This window comes from Myxococcus sp. CA040A, assembly GCF_013336725.1.
Lineage (GTDB): Bacteria > Myxococcota > Myxococcia > Myxococcales > Myxococcaceae > Myxococcus > Myxococcus llanfairpwllgwyngyllgogerychwyrndrobwllllantysiliogogogochensis.
The window spans coordinates 93,280-108,448 of record NZ_JABUMR010000008.1; the positions used below are offsets into that span (position 1 = coordinate 93,280).

Annotated in this window: 13 protein-coding genes; 7 read left to right on the forward strand and 6 right to left on the reverse strand. The window is 66.8% G+C overall.

The annotated features are described in order from the left end of the window. The first annotated feature begins 304 nt into the window (after positions 1 to 304). The 3 genes from HUA75_RS33435 to HUA75_RS33445 all read left to right on the forward strand — a co-directional run bounded on the left by HUA75_RS33435 (position 305) and on the right by HUA75_RS33445 (position 4,239). Positions 305 to 1,246: a hypothetical protein gene (locus tag HUA75_RS33435; RefSeq protein ID WP_141641104.1), complete on the forward strand. Its 942-nt coding sequence runs from the start codon at positions 305 to 307 to the stop codon at positions 1,244 to 1,246. A 368-nt stretch (positions 1,247 to 1,614) separates the two neighbouring features. Continuing rightward, entirely contained in the window at positions 1,615 to 2,949 is a 1,335-nt protein-coding gene (locus HUA75_RS33440) for a PQQ-dependent sugar dehydrogenase (protein ID WP_174488700.1), read from the forward strand. Between the two features lie 201 nt (positions 2,950 to 3,150). Continuing rightward, positions 3,151 to 4,239: a hypothetical protein gene (locus HUA75_RS33445; protein WP_174488701.1), complete on the forward strand. Its 1,089-nt coding sequence runs from the start codon at positions 3,151 to 3,153 to the stop codon at positions 4,237 to 4,239. A gap of 203 nt (positions 4,240 to 4,442) precedes the next feature. Here the strand turns inward: HUA75_RS33445 and HUA75_RS46285 are convergent, their stop codons facing one another. Continuing rightward, positions 4,443 to 5,963 (reverse strand): hypothetical protein, encoded by a 1,521-nt coding sequence (locus HUA75_RS46285; RefSeq protein ID WP_217446435.1) that lies wholly within the window; start codon positions 5,961 to 5,963, stop codon positions 4,443 to 4,445. A gap of 551 nt (positions 5,964 to 6,514) precedes the next feature. On the opposite strand from HUA75_RS46285, the gene HUA75_RS33455 reads away from it, so the two are divergent. The 3 genes from HUA75_RS33455 (at position 6,515) to HUA75_RS33465 (ending at position 10,221) form a co-directional block, all read left to right on the forward strand. Continuing rightward, positions 6,515 to 7,291, forward strand: coding sequence for an AraC family transcriptional regulator (locus HUA75_RS33455; RefSeq protein WP_174488702.1), 777 nt, complete (start codon positions 6,515 to 6,517; stop codon positions 7,289 to 7,291). Positions 7,292 to 7,476: 185 nt separating this feature from the next. Further along, positions 7,477 to 9,018 carry an alpha/beta hydrolase gene (locus tag HUA75_RS33460; protein WP_174488703.1) on the forward strand — a complete coding sequence of 514 codons (1,542 nt, stop codon included), beginning with the start codon at positions 7,477 to 7,479 and terminating at the stop codon, positions 9,016 to 9,018. Between the two features lie 384 nt (positions 9,019 to 9,402). Next, positions 9,403 to 10,221: a helix-turn-helix domain-containing protein gene (locus tag HUA75_RS33465; RefSeq protein ID WP_174488704.1), complete on the forward strand. Its 819-nt coding sequence runs from the start codon at positions 9,403 to 9,405 to the stop codon at positions 10,219 to 10,221. Here the strand turns inward: HUA75_RS33465 and HUA75_RS48030 are convergent. The 3 genes from HUA75_RS48030 to HUA75_RS47110 form a co-directional block, all read right to left on the reverse strand. After that, positions 10,199 to 10,381 carry a DUF4287 domain-containing protein gene (locus tag HUA75_RS48030; RefSeq protein WP_371746248.1) on the reverse strand — a complete coding sequence of 61 codons (183 nt, stop codon included), beginning with the start codon at positions 10,379 to 10,381 and terminating at the stop codon, positions 10,199 to 10,201. The two genes, HUA75_RS33465 and HUA75_RS48030, sit on opposite strands and share 23 nt — an antisense overlap. A gap of 10 nt (positions 10,382 to 10,391) precedes the next feature. After that, entirely contained in the window at positions 10,392 to 11,300 is a 909-nt protein-coding gene (locus tag HUA75_RS33470; protein WP_217446399.1) for an alpha/beta fold hydrolase, read from the reverse strand. A 106-nt stretch (positions 11,301 to 11,406) separates the two neighbouring features. Further along, complete coding sequence (locus HUA75_RS47110; RefSeq protein ID WP_254627897.1) at positions 11,407 to 11,760, reverse strand: DoxX family protein; 354 nt, start codon at positions 11,758 to 11,760, stop codon at positions 11,407 to 11,409. A 545-nt stretch (positions 11,761 to 12,305) separates the two neighbouring features. On the opposite strand from HUA75_RS47110, the gene HUA75_RS33480 reads away from it, so the two are divergent. Continuing rightward, on the forward strand, positions 12,306 to 13,259 hold the full coding sequence (locus HUA75_RS33480; RefSeq protein WP_371746249.1) for a response regulator transcription factor: 954 nt from the start codon (positions 12,306 to 12,308) through the stop codon (positions 13,257 to 13,259). 61 nt (positions 13,260 to 13,320) lie between these two features. On the opposite strand, the gene HUA75_RS33485 is transcribed toward HUA75_RS33480, so the two are convergent. Further along, positions 13,321 to 14,031: an iron-containing redox enzyme family protein gene (locus tag HUA75_RS33485; RefSeq protein WP_174488706.1), complete on the reverse strand. Its 711-nt coding sequence runs from the start codon at positions 14,029 to 14,031 to the stop codon at positions 13,321 to 13,323. A gap of 79 nt (positions 14,032 to 14,110) precedes the next feature. Continuing rightward, positions 14,111 to 14,923, reverse strand: a complete 813-nt coding sequence (locus HUA75_RS33490; RefSeq protein WP_174488707.1) for a GNAT family N-acetyltransferase — start codon at positions 14,921 to 14,923, stop codon at positions 14,111 to 14,113. Between the last annotated feature and the right edge of the window lie 246 nt (positions 14,924 to 15,169).

Genomic DNA, 15,169 nt, shown 5'->3' on the forward strand with positions numbered 1-15,169 from the left:
GCTGAGAGGCAGCGACATCGTCTCATCCTGGAACCCGTGGGTCACCGTGTGGGCGTGAAGCACCAACATGTCCGGCGAGATCGGAAACGGCCGCCCGGAGGGTAATTCCATCACTCTTGCGTCACTCCACCACCGAGAGTGGTCTGCCTTCACGACGATTGTCATAGCACCGAGACTTTTCCTTTCTACACGCTCCGTCTAGCCTTGCTGAGCAGGTGCGAGCCGGGTTGTGGGATGGCAGAGCTGCGGAAGAAGCAAGGTCCAGCCTGATGTCGAACACAGTGAATACACATGGGGTCATGACATGCTTCGCATCCAATTGATTGTGTCGTTGACGCTGCTTGTACTGTCGAAGCCTGCCGCAGCCGAAGCTCTCAGCGTCGTCAATGTCGGTGCACCAGCGATCAACTGTGTCTTCGACACCCGTTGCACGCTGTCTGTCACCGACTCGAGCGCCACCATCCCTCTGCCAGGAACCTCCGGGACCGCGCGCTTGCAGACGCGCACGTTCACAGGAGCGACCGGTGCCCCGGCTCAGGGGTACTACGGCTACGAGTACGTGGTCGACCTGACCAATGCCACCGGCATCACCCACATCCCTTGCGTCCAGTCGCTACGAGTCTCCTTCGGTCCTGTGGCCTCCTTTCAGTACAACGGCACGGGGCCGACCGATCAGGTCTATGTCGTGACTTCCGGTGGGAGCGGCACCATCGGGCTCTCCTCCGCCAACAAGGTGGGCAATGAATTCACCTTCACCTTCGCAACCCCGGTTTGCGCTGGAGGAAGTCCCGGGACTGGAAAAAAGAGCTTCTTCTTTGGCCTTGCTTCCGCCTCGGCCCCCACGGCGGTGACCGCGGTGATCGTGAGCAGCGGAACGTCCCTCTCCATCGGGGCGCGCGCCCCCATACACGACAAGTGCACGTCCGGAGTTCCGTTGTCACCGGCTTCCGACCCGTGTGTCTCGTCGGTCTGCACGGCCGACGCGTACTGCTGCAGTTCCTCATGGGACAGCCGTTGTGTGGGCGAGGTCCGAACAGTCTGTGGCAGCCTGACGTGCTCGGAATCGGACGGCACTTGTGCGCATTCGCTCTGCACGCCAGGTGCCTCTCTCGTGAACCACTGTGACAGTGCGAAGGCTGACTGCGTTTCAGCGATCTGCGCGGTCGATCCATTCTGCTGCTCCGTTTCTTGGGACAGCCTCTGTGTAGAAAAGGTCGGGAGCGTCTGCGGCAAGAACTGCGAATGAAGCGACCGTGAATGGACACTGGGGTTTCTGGGTGGCGCCCCAAACGCTCACGGACCCACCAGACGAAGTGCGGGAGCGCCACGGAAGCGTGTCCGACCGACGGGTGACGTCCGCCGGATGCTCCCTTCCGCTCGCGCCGCAGGGATCCGCGCTGTCCGCACTCCCAGGCGCGAAGTGAGGTCCGGTGTGCCAGGTGCTCCCCCTGGCCCATTCCCTCCGTCTCCTCCCGTGACACGGTGATTTTACATCGTCGGATGCCCGGCACCGCACGGCCGTGGGTTGAATCGCGGCCTTCCCGCCACGAGACTTGCGCGCCAGCAGGCAGGTCAGCACCTTCCCGCCGCCCCATCCCCCCAGGAGAGAGTCGCATGCGCATCCTCTCGGTGCCCCTCATCGTCGCCGCCCTCCTCGCTGGTTGCAGCGAGGACCCTGACCCCACGCCCCAAGACTCGGGCGTCCCGCAGCAGGATTCGGGTGTCCCCCAACAGGATTCGGGTGTCCCCCCGGAAGACGCGGGTGTCCCGCCGGAAGATGCGGGTGTCCCGCCGGATCCGCTTCCCAGCGGCCCCGAGGTACCTCAGGGGCCGCCCAACGTGCCCGAGTTCTCTCGAGCCTTCCCCGAGCAGACACGCGCGCCGGCCATTCAATCGAAGACGGCAATCCAGGTCACCGAGATTGCTTCTGGCTTCAGGAACCCCTGGGCCATCGCCTTCCTGCCCGACCAGCGCATGCTCGTGACGGAGAAGGCCACCGGCTCGCTCTACATCGTCACTCCGCAGGGCGCGAAGTCTCCCGCTGTCACGGGGCTGCCCGCCGTGGATGCCCGTGGCCAGGGCGGACTGCTCGACGTGGAGGTCGGTCCCGACTACGCGCAGAGCAAACTCGTCTACTGGACCTATGCCGAGCCACGCCAGGGTGGCAACGGGCTGGCGGTGGCGCGCGCGAAGCTCGTGGAGGAGGGCTCGCAGCCTCGCGTGGAAAACGTTCAGGTCATCTTCCGAATGATGCCGACACTCGAGTCGACGCTGCACTCGGGGGGACGGCTGGTGTTCACCCCCGACGGCAAGCTGTTCGTCACGCTCGGAGAGCGCTCCATCCTCGCGGGCCGGGTGCAGGCTCGGGACGTGAAGAGCCACTTCGGCAAGGTGGTCCGCATCCATCCCGACGGCTCGGTGCCCCAGGACAACCCGTTCGTGAACACCCAGGGCGCGAAGCCCGAAATCTGGTCGGTGGGTCACCGCAACATCCTGTCGGCGGCGCTCGACAGCCAGAACCGGCTGTGGACGGTGGAGATGGGGCCCAAGGGAGGGGACGAGCTCAACCGGCCCGAGGCGGGCAAGGACTATGGCTGGCCCACCATCGGGTATGGCGAGGAGTACTCCGGCGCGCCCATCCACGACAGCCCGCAGGGTCCGGGCATGGAGCAGCCCGTGTACTACTGGGACCCGGTGATTGCCCCCTCGGGGATGGCCATCTACACGGGGACCCTGTTCCCCGAGTGGCGCAACGACATCTTCGTGGGCGGTCTCGTCAGCCAGGCCCTCGTACGGCTCATGATTCGCAATGACCGCGTGGTGGGCGAGGAGCATCTCCTCAAGGGCCGCAACGAGCGCATCCGCGAGGTGGTGCAGGGGCCCGATGGAGCCCTCTACCTGCTGACCGACGCCACCAACGGCAAGCTGCTCAAGGTCACACCGCGCTGAGGTTTCCGCCGACCGCGGCGGGATTCGCGCTCCCCAAGTGACTTGGTCCTCGGGGAGCGCGTCCCGGCGCCGCGCTGAGAGGGGCGTGGTGGCGACCGGTCGTTTGGCGATTGGCCGTCAGGGGCCTCGCGCGTCAGCCCCTTCCCGGGTGTGTGCGCCTCCGGGGGGCGGTGCGGGTGGGGCTCTGGTAGACGTGGAGGAATGAGTCGACGACGTGCCTCGGAGGAACTCCACGCGCTGCTGGGGGAACCGGCGCCGGACTGGGAGCGCCTCATCAAGGTGCTCAAGAAGCTCCCGGTGGACGTGGACCCGATGCTCGCGGCGGGGGCGGCGCTGCAGCTCCTTCCAGCAGACCGCTCGTTCTTCGGGTCCTTCGGGCAGCACTGTCAGCGGTTGCCCGCGCCTGTCATCCGCGCGGTGCTGGAGCGGCTCGCGGGGGATGTGCGTCCGGCGGTCTTCTTCCTGCGCGAGAGCGTGGACCGGGAGGGCTCCGACGAGGCCCTGTGTGCGTCGTGGCGGACAGCGCTCCAGGGGATGCTGGATTTGAATGTGACGTATGGCTGGGGCTCGAAGCAGCGCAAGGCGAAGCTCCAGGGGCTGGCGGAGAACCCCGTACTGCTCCAGGCGATCCAGACCGTCGTCGTGGCCAGCGAGGAGGTGTCCCTGGACATGCTGGCGGTGCTGACCATCGACGCGTCCGAGGCGTCGCTCGACGCGCTCATCCCCCATGTCGAGCGGGCGGTGCAGTCTCAGGGGTGGGAGTTGGACAGGCTGGAGGACCTGCGGACCCACGCGCGCTCCACGCCGGCCCTGGATGCCCTGTTCGAGCGGATGGAGGCGCTGCTCCAGGCGCGTCGTGCCCGCTCGCCGGCGCTGGAGCTGGCGCGCGCGCTGGGGTTCGGCGAGCTGGACGTCTTCTGGTTCAAGCTCTACGCGGCGGGCGGCGAGGAGGGAGACGCGCGGTCGATGACCTACCGCCACCACTGTCATCTGACGGTCGACAGCCGGGCTCCGGTCTGGTTCAGCTTCTCCATGTCCACCTGGGGCCCGGACGGGGAGCCAGGGCGAATCGTGCCGGTCTTCGACTTCGACAGCGAGGGGCTCCAGAACGACACACTGGGGTTGGGGGCCTGCGAGCCCACGCGGTTTCCCGAGTGGATGGCCCTGGCCGCGAAGCGGCTGCGGAGCGATTGGGACCTCGAGCAGGTGTCGGTCATGAGCAGCCTGAGGGGCCGGCAGCGCACGCGGCTCGTCAAGTGGCTGAGGGGTGAAACTCCTCCTGGGAAATAGACCGATGATTTCGGCCTGATCCGGCAGTCAATGCACGTGAACCCTCAGCCACGTCCTTGGAGACGCGTGGCCGACTCAGGACGGCGCATCGCGGTCCCAGAAATAGAAAGGCCCTCGGAGCTTCCCTGCCGCCGCAAGGTTGCTCCGAGGGCCCCTCTACCGAGCAGATCCCCCGCTCGGGTCACACCCACTTCGATTCAAGCTCACAGCATGCTGGCGATGTCCTTCACCGGCTGCGGAGCGGCCTCCGTGTTGGCCAGCGCGCCCGCCGCGCCACCGAGCAGGAGCGAGGCCGGGTTCACCCGGCCCGTCGTGACGGCCCCGAGGACACCCTCCGCGGCGCCCTTCAGCGTGTTGACGTAGCCCTTGGCCGCGCCCTCGAAGACGCCCTTCGCGCCACCCTCCGAGTTGCCGATGCCCGTCAGCACGTTGCTCACCGCCGGCAGGAACCACAGGTGCTTGCCCGCCTCACCCGCGGCCCACTGGAAGTTGTCCTTGTTGCTCCCGTCCGCCTTGACGTGCGTGTCCTTCGTCGTCGGCAGCTTCTGCTCGCCCAGGAACGAGTAACCCTGCTCGGCGAAGTCCTTCACCATTCCGGCCTCGGTGCCGTGCCGCGCATCACCGCTCTTCGTGATGCCCTCGATGTTGCCGTCACCCTTGCCGTTCTTCACCTTGCTGTCCCGGTCCCCACCAGTCGACGCCTTCGCGCTGTCGATGAACTCCAGCACCTTGGCCAGGCGGAACACCGCGTCCGGGTTCTGCTTCGCGTCCTTCAGGTCCAGCTTGGGGTCGATGCCCGTCTGCTTGCAGAGCTGGTCGAACTTGATGTCCTTCTGACGGCCCAGGTTCTTCAGCGCGGGCGAGTCGTCGACGATCTGCGCCGCCGAGCGCTTGTCCCCGGCCGGGCGCTTGTCATTGGCGCTCGGGATGCCCGAGGACTCCGGCTCGGCCTGCGGCGCGGCGCGCGGCGTGGCCTCACGGGCCGGCGCGAAGTCCCTCAACTGCGGGGGCAGCCCGCGCGGCGCGGGGTTGACGGGCTCCTGAAGCGAGGGCGGAGGAGCGAAGTCCTGGAGCGAGGGCGGAGGAGCGAAGTCCTGGAGTTGCGAGGGCAGCCCACGGGGAGCGAAGTCGACGAGGCCCGGCAGCGAGGGCACCTGCATGCCCTCCAGCATGTTCGGCGTCATCATCGGCGGCGCGGTGGGGAGCCCGAGCCCCTGCGGGAGCCCGTCCATCGAGGGCAGGCCCCTCGGCATGGGCGCGTTCATGGGCGAGAGGGTGTCCATCGCAGGCATCCCGCCCATCCGCATGGGTGCGTTCATGGGCGAGAGCTGCTCCATCGACGGCAGTCCTCCGGCCATCATGGGCGAGAGCGCCTGCATCGCGGGCTGTCCTCCGGCCATCATGGGCGAGAACGCCTGCATCGCGGGCAGGGCGGCGCCTGACACATTCGAGAGCGTCTCCATCGCGGGCAGGGCGGCGCCCGACACATTCGAGAGCGCATCCAGCGCGCGCGTGCCCCGACCGCCGGACGCGGGGTTCCTGCCCTCGAACCCATCCGTCGGCCGCTGCGCCTGCGAGGGCGCACCCGAGGGGTTGCGAACCTTCGCGTCCTGCTGCGCGGGGACAGCGGAGGGCGTCTTCTTCGGAGGGGTGACCGAGGCGGAGTCCGGCGTGTTCTGACGCAGCTTGGAGGGGGAGAGAGACGAGGGCTTGGTCTTGATCATGGGCGTCACCTGTTTCAGGACAGCGATGGGGGACCGTCGCGGCGAGGAGTTCGTCGTCTCGCCCGTGCCTTCCCTCATTGCAGCGCGAATGCCAGCCACTCTGTCTCCGCAACCCCGCGACTTCACTGGAGCGGAGCGTTCCACTTGGGCCCCCAGCCGATGACTGCAGTCATCAGGGGACTGGCTCCAGTCATCAGCGCGCGGCGCGCACCCGTGACGCCGGACCCCGGAAACACGAAGGGCCGTGTTCCCCTCGAGGAACACGGCCCGGGTGCTCGGCTCCGCGCGTGACGCGTGGCCGGGTTCTTCAGTACGGCCCGCCGCCCACCGCGGAGACGAGGTGGCGGAGCGGTGCTTTCATGCTCTCGACCATGACCGGCTCCGGTTCAACGACCCGACGGGAAGGTGCGCGGTCGCCTCGGCAGGCACGGTAGTCTTGACGCGCCGCCTTCAGACCCGCCAGGTTTCCGTCAAGCGTCCTGACGCAGACCCCGCACGCACGAGCTTCGCCCAACCACGCTTCGAAGCGCCTCTTCCAGGGAGCCAGTGCGATGAACCATATCAAAGGCTACGCTGTCATCGACGACGAGATGCGAATCGACGGGCTGCATGTCATCGAGGTGCGTCACGCGCCCGCGCTCGTCTTGCCTACGCATACGCACGACACGGCGAAACTCGGCGTCTTGCTGGCGGGCGGGGGCAGTGAACGGGCCGGGCTCGAACTCGAGAGCCACACGCCGCTCGCCCTCTTCACGCGTCGACCCTATCGCCCTCACGAAACCCAATACCACGCGCAGGGCGCTCGCTTGCTGTTCGTCCAGATGGACCCCGACGACCGACGGGCGCGCGCCGCAATCGACCCGCCCCGCCTCGATCCCGCTACCGCCCTGCAACTCGGAGGGCACCTGGTGCGGGCGTTCGGCGAGCTCCGCTCGCGCCGGAGCCGTCTCGTACGTGATGCGGCCCACATGATTCTGCACACGCTCAATGAAATGCGCCGACCGCGCCCGCCAGCCTGGCTCGACGAGGCACGCGAGCTCCTCGTGGCGAACATGGTCCGGCCGCCAACGCTGAGAGAACTCGGGCGCGTCGTCGGCGCGCACCCCGTGCATCTCGCGCAATCTTTTCGCGCCCACTGGGGCATCACGACGCGCCACTATTTGCGCGCCCATCGCGTGTTTCGCGCGCTGGAGTTCATCGACCGCGGGGTCGGGCTCGCCGAAGCGGCGGCGGCGGTCGGCTTTGCCGATCAGAGTCATATGACGAGGGCCATTCGCCTCGAGCGGGGCGCCCCGCCAGGGGCGCTGCGACGGCAGTCGCCGACGTGAGACGCGTTCGCGACGGATGGGGCGCGGCCCACGACGCGCGTCGCGGGGCAGGCCGCCCTAATCGCGTTCAAGAACCGCCGTATGCCCGCGGGTAATGTGAGCCTCTGCCGGGCCTTACGTCACCCCACGCTCGAGAGGTGCCTGGGCCCCATCCAACGCACGCGTCACACCAGGAGGGCTTCGCCATGGAGAAATCAATCGCGCGCATCGAACCGACGTGGTTCGGTCGTACAGCCGGGGCGTTCGTGGCCCTCGCTCTCGCCAGTATTACCTCGCAGGCCCACGCCGCGAGCGCGCACAAGGCCGGCGAGGTGGTGATGGAGACCGCGTCGGCGAAAACGGCCGGGGGCGAGACGGTCCGGTTCGAGATAGGCACCCTCTACGTGCCAGAAAACCGGGCCGTCCCGGGCAGCCGCGTCATCGGCATCGGGTTCGCCCGTATCCGTGCGGCACAGCCCACCGGCGCTCCGCCAATCTTCGACATGGCCGGCGGGCCCGGGAGCAGCAATCTCAGAGCCTTTGTCGACGGAGACCCCTACGGACAGGATTTGCTCCAACTCTTCGTAAGGCTCAGCGCCGCGGGCGACGTCGTGGTCTTCGACCAACGCGGCTATTCGAAGCGCGGAGAAGTGCTGGAGTTCGCCTGGCCACAGCAACCCCTGGACAGGCCGGGTTCGCCGTCGGCTGACGCCGCGAACATGGTGAAGGCGGCCCGAGAAGCAATCGCGGCCCACCCGGACAAAGACCTCGCCGGGTACACCATCGTTCAGTGCGCCGAAGACGTGAACGATCTGCGGCGGGCCCTTGGGTATGACAAGATCACGCTATTCGCGGAGAGCTTCGGGTCGCAGTGGGCCTTCGCCGTGATGCGGCTTCACCCCGAAATCGTGGCCCGCGCGCAGTTGGCGGCCGTCGAGCCGCTCGACTTCGGGTACGACATGCCCTCGCACGTCCTCGCGGCGCTTCAACGCATCGCCTTCGACGCCGACCGAGACCCCGGGCTCGCGCCCTACCTGCCGAAGGGCGGCATCATGACCGCGTTGCGTGCGGTGCGCGACCGCTTCGCGCGCGCGCCGATCAAGGTCAAGGTCAAGGACGAGATGACGGGGAGGGTTCAAGAAGTGGTGCTCGGAGTCAAAGAGCTTCGCGACTCGCTCGTCGTGCCCGCCCACGTGTGGCCGGCCTTCGTTCTGTCGCTCTATCATGGCCACTATGACGACTGGGCGCGCGCGCTCGTGAAGCAGAGCAAAGGCAACCAATTTCCCCTCATCGGCCCGCTGATTGATACGAGCCTGGGGGTGACGACGGCCCGCGAGCACCTGCTTCGAACCGACCTGGGCGGAGATCTCCTGGGCATGGGCGCACTCGACGCGTACACCGCATCGGCGCCGGTCTGGCCAAGCCCGGACGTGGGCGACGACCTGCGGGTGCCGGTGTTGAGTTCCACCCCGGTGCTCTTCATTCACGGCGATTGGGACACGTCTACGCCCGTCGAAAACACACTGAGCATGCTGCCGTATTTTCCGAACAGCCGAACAATCCTGGTGCACCGCGGCAGGCACGGCGCTCGCTATGCCCTTCTCGATCAACAGCCCGCCGCCCGGGCGGCAATCATCGAGTTCCTCAAGACCGGCGACACCCGCGCGGTACCGACCCACGTGACGCTGCCCGCCCCGCCTTTCAGGCGGCCCGCTTTCCCGGCGCCCGAAAAGCCTTCGGGCCCCTAGGCGGAGGAGCCGAGGAGGGCCGCTGACTGCGTACCGGGCCCAGGACTGGGGGCATGCGCTCCGGCGAGTGGACCGACTTTGAATACAGGGGCGCGTGCTACCAACCCGCATGGCACGCTACACCTGATGGCGTTGAGCAAGCAGTGCGGCTTCGTGACCGAAGTGTCTGTCATCGGGCGTACCGCATGCTCATGATCGTCATGGAGGACTGCGCTTTCGCAGACAAGGAAAGCAAAACAGCTTCGTCACGAATTGTTCGCCGGAGACACTCTGCCGAGCGAGAACCGCTAGGGTGAGGCGACTTCAGTGTCTGAGCTGGCGAAGCAGAGCGGGTCTTGGCATTTTCGTTGAACCGTGGCGCCCTTGGTGCCATGAGCATGTGTCATGCCGAGGCTGTTCCCTCCCAGCGAACAAATGATGCCGTTCGTGCCGTCTGTCAGGCTGTTCGCGCCTGGCGAGCAACTGGCGCCCTTCGTGCGTTCGATCATGGTGCTCGAGGGAGGCCAGGAAGGGACGCGCACGTTGCTTCCCGACCCCGGCATCACTCTCGGCATCGCCTTCAGGGGCTCCGCGAGCCAGATTCAGGGGAGCTCCGAGCGCAAGCTCCCAAGCAGCGCCATCTCAGGCATGGGCTCCATCGTGCGCCGGATACGGGCCTCGGCGAACGGGGGGAACGTCCTCGTGACGTTCAAAGAGGCAGGGGCCGCGCAGTTCTTCGCGGAGCCCTTGCACGAGTTCCTTGATACGATTCAGGCACTCGACGATCTGGTGCCACGCGCAGATGTGGATCGCCTCTCGTCCCGCATAGCGGATTCGGAGAATGCCACGGAGCGGTCGGAGCTTGTGGAGCAGTTCTTGTGCGCACGGTTGAGGCCTCGGGAGCCCGATCAGATTGTCGCAGCGGCAGTGCGCGCCATCCGCGCGGCTCACGGATCGCTTCGGATTGGCGCGCTCGCCAAGTCACTCCACATCAGCCAGGACGCGTTCGAGAAGCGCTTCCGCCGCACCGTCGGCACATCACCCAAGCACCTTGCGTCCATCATCCGGTTGCGCCAGGTCGTCGACTCCTACCGACCGGGCGTGAGCCTGTCGCGGCTATCCCTCGACGCTGGCTATTGCGATCAATCTCACTTCCACCGTGAATTTCGGGCCGCTGTAGGATCCGCGCCAAACCGCTTCTTCAAGTCGGAAGAGTATTACTGACGCGTTGGGGCGGCGTCGGGCCCGGCTCCACATCCTTGAGCCAGGCCACGATTTCTCCGTGCCTGGTCAATCCTTGCTTGGCGACAAGCCTGGCGAAGTCCTCCAGTCCGTGCCCGTCTTCTCCTTGATGGAGTCGAGACACGCTTTGAATGACATGCATTCTCCGGAGGTCAGGGCTTTGCGGCCGGCATCGGCTCGTCGAGGAACGCCGGGACGATGGGCGCCAGGAGATCCGTTCGAGTCAGGATGCTCCAGTGGCTCACACCCGGCAGCACGGCCAGGCGGGAGCTCGGCGGGTTGCCCATCGCGCCGTCTGCCTTACCGCCGCCCAGCACTCCAAGCATCTCGACGAGGTGGGCTGGAGGCATGTTGTCGGTGTCCCCGGCCACGATCAGCGTCGGCGCCTTGAGGGTGCGAAGGGTGTCCGTCCAGTCATACTCTTCCCCAGCCAGCAGCTGCCTCAGCTTGGACACCAGCACGGGCCAATCTCCCGGCCTGGGCGCAACCCGGACATAGGCTTCGTGCGGGGGAGAGCCTGCCAGCGCGTCGGCGTCCATGTACGCCATCCCAGCCCGGACCTCGGGGTACCAGCCGTTGCTCTTGAAGGGCGCCGAGACGACCACCAGCTTGCGCACCACGCTCGGATGCCGGATGCCCAGCTGAATCGCGACGCCGCCTCCAAGGGAGAAGCCGCAGACGTCCGCGCTCTCGAACCCAAGGTGCTTGATGAGCGCAGCGATGTCGTCCGCCATCAGCTCGTACTTCATCGGGCGATCGATGTCCGCCGTGCGGCCATGGGCCTGGAGCTCCACCGCGATGACCTGCCGGCTCCGGGCGAGCGTCGACAGAAAGGGCTCCGTCGTATCGATGGTAGACAATCCACCGTGGAGCAGCACCACCGGTCTGCCGGTGCCATGAAGCTCGTAGTACAGATTGATGCCGTTCACCGACGCGTAGGCGCCCGCGGTGCGATTCTCCGGGGCCTTGGGGGGCGGGTTTTCAGAGTCGCATCCCGTCACCCAGAGGGTCGAGCAGAGGATGGCCATCACAGCGAGCGTGAACCTGTTCATTGTCTTCATGGAGTTCTCTTGAAGTCCCTGCGGAGTTGAATGTCTCAGTTGAAAACCAGCGATTGCTTGCGAGTTCTTCGGAGTGGCCTTGGCTGCGCCATTCGCCGCCCCCGAGTCACTGCGCCTCACGAAAGGGGAGGATGGAGCGCAATCGCGCATTGCGCAGCCAGAGCCCGACCCACAGGAACGCCGCGAAGTAGACAGGGGAGAGCACATGCGTGAAGAGCGGACTCTCGACTCGAACGTGGGTCGCGATGGCTCCGCCCAGGTAGCCTGTCCACAGCACCGCGCCGAGCACCGAGGTGCGCGGGATGAGGTACACCGCGAGGAACACGAGCTGGAGCACTCCCAGTCCTACGACGACGCTCGCGGGGTAGCCGAGCTGGAGGGTGCCCTCCACGAACTGCGGCGCGGAGAGCACCTTGCCGACGGCGTCGAAGATCAGGAAGAGGACGGCGAGGCCGCTCAAGATGCGCCCCGTCCACATGGCTTTCTTTGAAGGACCGGCAGAGTGGGGGGGTGAAACGGAAGAGGATGAAGCGGCGTGGACTGCGGTCAAGGGGGCTCCGTGAGGGGGGAATCGGTCTCGATGTATGGACTTGCCAGCCCCACCGAAATCATCGGCTGGCCGCAAAGAAGTATTCGTTGGCCCGCCATGGGTCTTGAACAAATTCATTGAACTGCTCTCTTCACTGCTCAATCACTCGCCTCCAACTCGAAGGGTCTCCGAACTGGAATGGCGTTGTGCGTGGAAGGAGCGCTGCCAGGTTTCCGTCAATCGCCCCAAAGGGCGAGGGACAGATTTTCAGTCCGGACCTAAGGACGGGGGACAGCCCCGCATACCTCACGGGGTTGCCTGCTTAGGAGCGGCGGATGTTCAACCCACGGGACTTCAACTCTCGCGAGCTCAGGGTCCGGGACACAGTCACCGTGGCCCTTGGCAGTTCGCGGTCCCTTCCGGAGGTCCTTGAAGCGACTCGAGCGCCGCTTCTCGAGTTCGTCCAGGCCGACTCCATGGCCCTGTGCCTCATGCGCGTCGCGCCTTCGCTCGACTTCCGATGGCACGTCCCCGGCCACCCCATCCCGATACTCAAGGAGTACGCCGGACTGGTCGACCATGACTTCCTCCGGGCCCCCATCCTCGCCCAGCCCGAAGTGCCCACCTGCGACACGCAGCTGCTCTCCCGCGGGGAGTACGAACGAACCCTCGTCTACCAACGCAGCGTGGAGCTTGAGCTGCCTCTGGAGCACATCATGGCCGTCCTCGTGCCCATCCGCCCCGGCGTCGTCGGCGCCTTCGCGTTCTACCGGCACACGCGGTCCGCCTTCTCCTCCCAGAGCATCACCGCGCTCTCCAGCCTCACCAGGCACCTGGCGAACTCCGTGGGCAACTGCCAGGACTACCAGGACCTGACCGCCCGCACCCAACTGCTCCAGGAGCTCTTCCAACGCAAGGACTCCGCCTTCCTCATCCTGGAGCCTCCCACGCGTGAGGTGTTCCGCTCCCCGCACGCCACGGCCCTGCTGGAGCGCTGGTTCACCCCTTCGGACGTACACGCCTCCGGCCTCCCTCGCGTCCTCAAGGAGCGGCTGGACGCCCTGGTTCGGATGGACTTGGACTCGCGGCTCGGAAAGACTTTATGGGTCATCAATCATCCCGAGGGCTACCGCACGTGCCGGTTCGTCGAGCTGCCCGCCAGTGACGGCCCCCGCCAATGGGCCCTCCTGCTGACCGAGTTTCCCCACTCCATCCCGCTCCCCTTGCACATGCAGCGCGAGCTCACGCCCCGCGAGCTCGACATCGCGAGGGGTGTGCTTCGAAACTGGTCCAACGGGCAGATCGCCGATGAACTCAAGATCTCGGGCCAGACGGTGAAGACCCACGTGCGTAACCTCTTCGGCAAGCTGGGCGTCGATGGTCGCGCCGATTTCCTCTACCAGGCAGCCCTCCTCAACAGGCCCGTGTGAGGCGTCCTCCCGAAGGCCAGGGTTCGAACGGGAGGTTCCCCCAGCCTGCGTGCGGTTGTCTCTACCCCGCGAGGGGTAGGGTGGAGGCGCCGCCCTCACGGAAGATGCACGGGTAGACGCTCCGGGCGATGCGGGCCGAGAAGAGGATGGCCTCCTGGTCCTCGGGCTCCGTCAATCGCTCGAGAAGCCGCGCCATCTCCGCCACGTGGTCGCCATCCAGTGCCCCGTGGCTGCGCAGGAACGTCACGGACTTGTGGATGTTGGGAATGGCGGACACCTCCTTCAGTCGCCGGGCCCACACGCCCGCCCGCGTCTGCGACAGGTACTCCAGCACGTACGCGGTCCCCAACACCGCCGTCGGCACGCCCGCGCGGGACGTGAAGAAGTTCCACCCCGTATAGGCCTCCACCGCCGGGCTCCGCGCCGCCGTCTCCACGGACTCCTCCGAGCACCCCAGGTTCTTCAGGTCCGACAACAGCCACCGTTCGTGCCCCCGTTCCTCCTCTCCCTTCTGGATCAGCAACTGCGCCAACTCCGGGTGCCGGCCCAGCCGCTTCAGCCGCTCGCCCGCCTCGCCGAGGATCGGCGTGCTCCAGCGGGCGTAGTGGTACGTCTGGACGAGGTAGTGGATGTAGCCCGCGGCATCGAGGGAGCCCTCGAAGAGGCGGTGGCCGTCGGGCCGCGCATCCACCGCCGCCACCAGCCCTCGCGCCTCCGCGTCCAGCGCCGCCAACCAAGTCGTTGCCGCGTGATTCTCCGCCTGTGTTCGCACGTACGTCTCCTGTCCGGTGCCCGTGGGGCTCCCGGTCGCCGCGTGTTGAAGGTGAAAGGAAGGGAGCAGCCGCCCCGCTCTAGTCGGCGGGACTCATGCCGTTTTCCATCGCGTGGAAGCGCTCCACGGAGTCCGCGGGGACTTCATCGAGCGCCATGACGAGCGGCAGCGTGAACCACTGGAAATACGTGTCGTAGAGCGGCTCCGCGATGAAGCGCGCCCCCATCGTCCTGGCGAAGAGCGAGGGCGCCCTGGGCAGCCGCAGTCCGTCCAACAGCCCCTGCGCCGCCTGTGCCCGTTCTTCGGGCGTGTAGAAGGGACTGCGGGGCCGCACCGGGGCCCTACAAGGGTCGGTCACGGCCACGCGCCAGTGAGGACTCAGCCATCCCCGGTGGGCCGCGACTTGCCAGGAGAGGAGCGCGTCCTCGGGCGAGTCCGTCTCCAGGTTCGCGGACGCAATCCAGTGCGTCACTCCGCGCCGCCGGCTCTCCGCGTACATGCCCGCCTGCAGCCACGTGACGGCCTCCGAGCGCCGCCACTTCGGCAACACGCAGAAGCGCGAGGGCTCCGCGAACAGCCTTCCCGGCCGGAGCAGGCCCGAGAGGTCCACTCGCTGCTCCATCTCGAGCCCCACCTTCGCACCCAGGTTCGCCGCCACCTCCGCGTTGGGCAACGCGACTCGCATGGTCGCCACCGGCTCGTCGCCGGCATGGACGAGCACATGCACCGTGGTGTCGAGCGTGTCGACGCACGTCACCTCCCGCCGAGACAGCGCGGACTGCTCCGGCAGCAATCCCAGTTCTCCGCCGAAGACAGCCCAGCGGATGCGAGCCACGTCATCGAGCTCCCGCTGGGTCGCGGCAACACGCCAGCGCCATTGCCTGCACGTCATGGGTACTCTCCTGGTAGCGAAGCGGGCCGGTGTCTCACCGCCCTCGCACGTCCTTTCGTCGCGGGTGGCTCGAGTTCGACCGCGGCCCCGAGACAGGCCTCGCGAGCCGCTGCGCACGTGCTCCGCTCCAGCGGGTAACAGTTCGCCCCATCACAACGGCGTCCAGGTCTCTCCAAGCCGTTGACGGGTTCAGAGCCCACAACGAATGGAGAACATGCACATGACGCAGTGGAAGCGAGTCCTCAC

What these genes read in the sequence shown, in the direction of transcription:
- HUA75_RS46285 (WP_217446435.1), bottom strand. Translation starts at nt 5,963, where the DNA reads ATGATCAAGACCAAGCCCTCGTCTCTCTCCCCCTCCAAGCTGCGTCAG.
- HUA75_RS33480 (WP_371746249.1), top strand. Translation starts at nt 12,306, where the DNA reads ATGGCCCTGTGCCTCATGCGCGTCGCGCCTTCGCTCGACTTCCGATGG.
- HUA75_RS33465 (WP_174488704.1), top strand. Translation starts at nt 9,403, where the DNA reads ATGCCGAGGCTGTTCCCTCCCAGCGAACAAATGATGCCGTTCGTGCCG.
- HUA75_RS33490 (WP_174488707.1), bottom strand. Translation starts at nt 14,923, where the DNA reads ATGACGTGCAGGCAATGGCGCTGGCGTGTTGCCGCGACCCAGCGGGAG.
- HUA75_RS33460 (WP_174488703.1), top strand. Translation starts at nt 7,477, where the DNA reads ATGGAGAAATCAATCGCGCGCATCGAACCGACGTGGTTCGGTCGTACA.
- HUA75_RS48030 (WP_371746248.1), bottom strand. Translation starts at nt 10,381, where the DNA reads ATGCATGTCATTCAAAGCGTGTCTCGACTCCATCAAGGAGAAGACGGG.
- HUA75_RS33440 (WP_174488700.1), top strand. Translation starts at nt 1,615, where the DNA reads ATGCGCATCCTCTCGGTGCCCCTCATCGTCGCCGCCCTCCTCGCTGGT.
- HUA75_RS33470 (WP_217446399.1), bottom strand. Translation starts at nt 11,300, where the DNA reads ATGAAGACAATGAACAGGTTCACGCTCGCTGTGATGGCCATCCTCTGC.
- HUA75_RS33445 (WP_174488701.1), top strand. Translation starts at nt 3,151, where the DNA reads ATGAGTCGACGACGTGCCTCGGAGGAACTCCACGCGCTGCTGGGGGAA.
- HUA75_RS33455 (WP_174488702.1), top strand. Translation starts at nt 6,515, where the DNA reads ATGAACCATATCAAAGGCTACGCTGTCATCGACGACGAGATGCGAATC.
- HUA75_RS33435 (WP_141641104.1), top strand. Translation starts at nt 305, where the DNA reads ATGCTTCGCATCCAATTGATTGTGTCGTTGACGCTGCTTGTACTGTCG.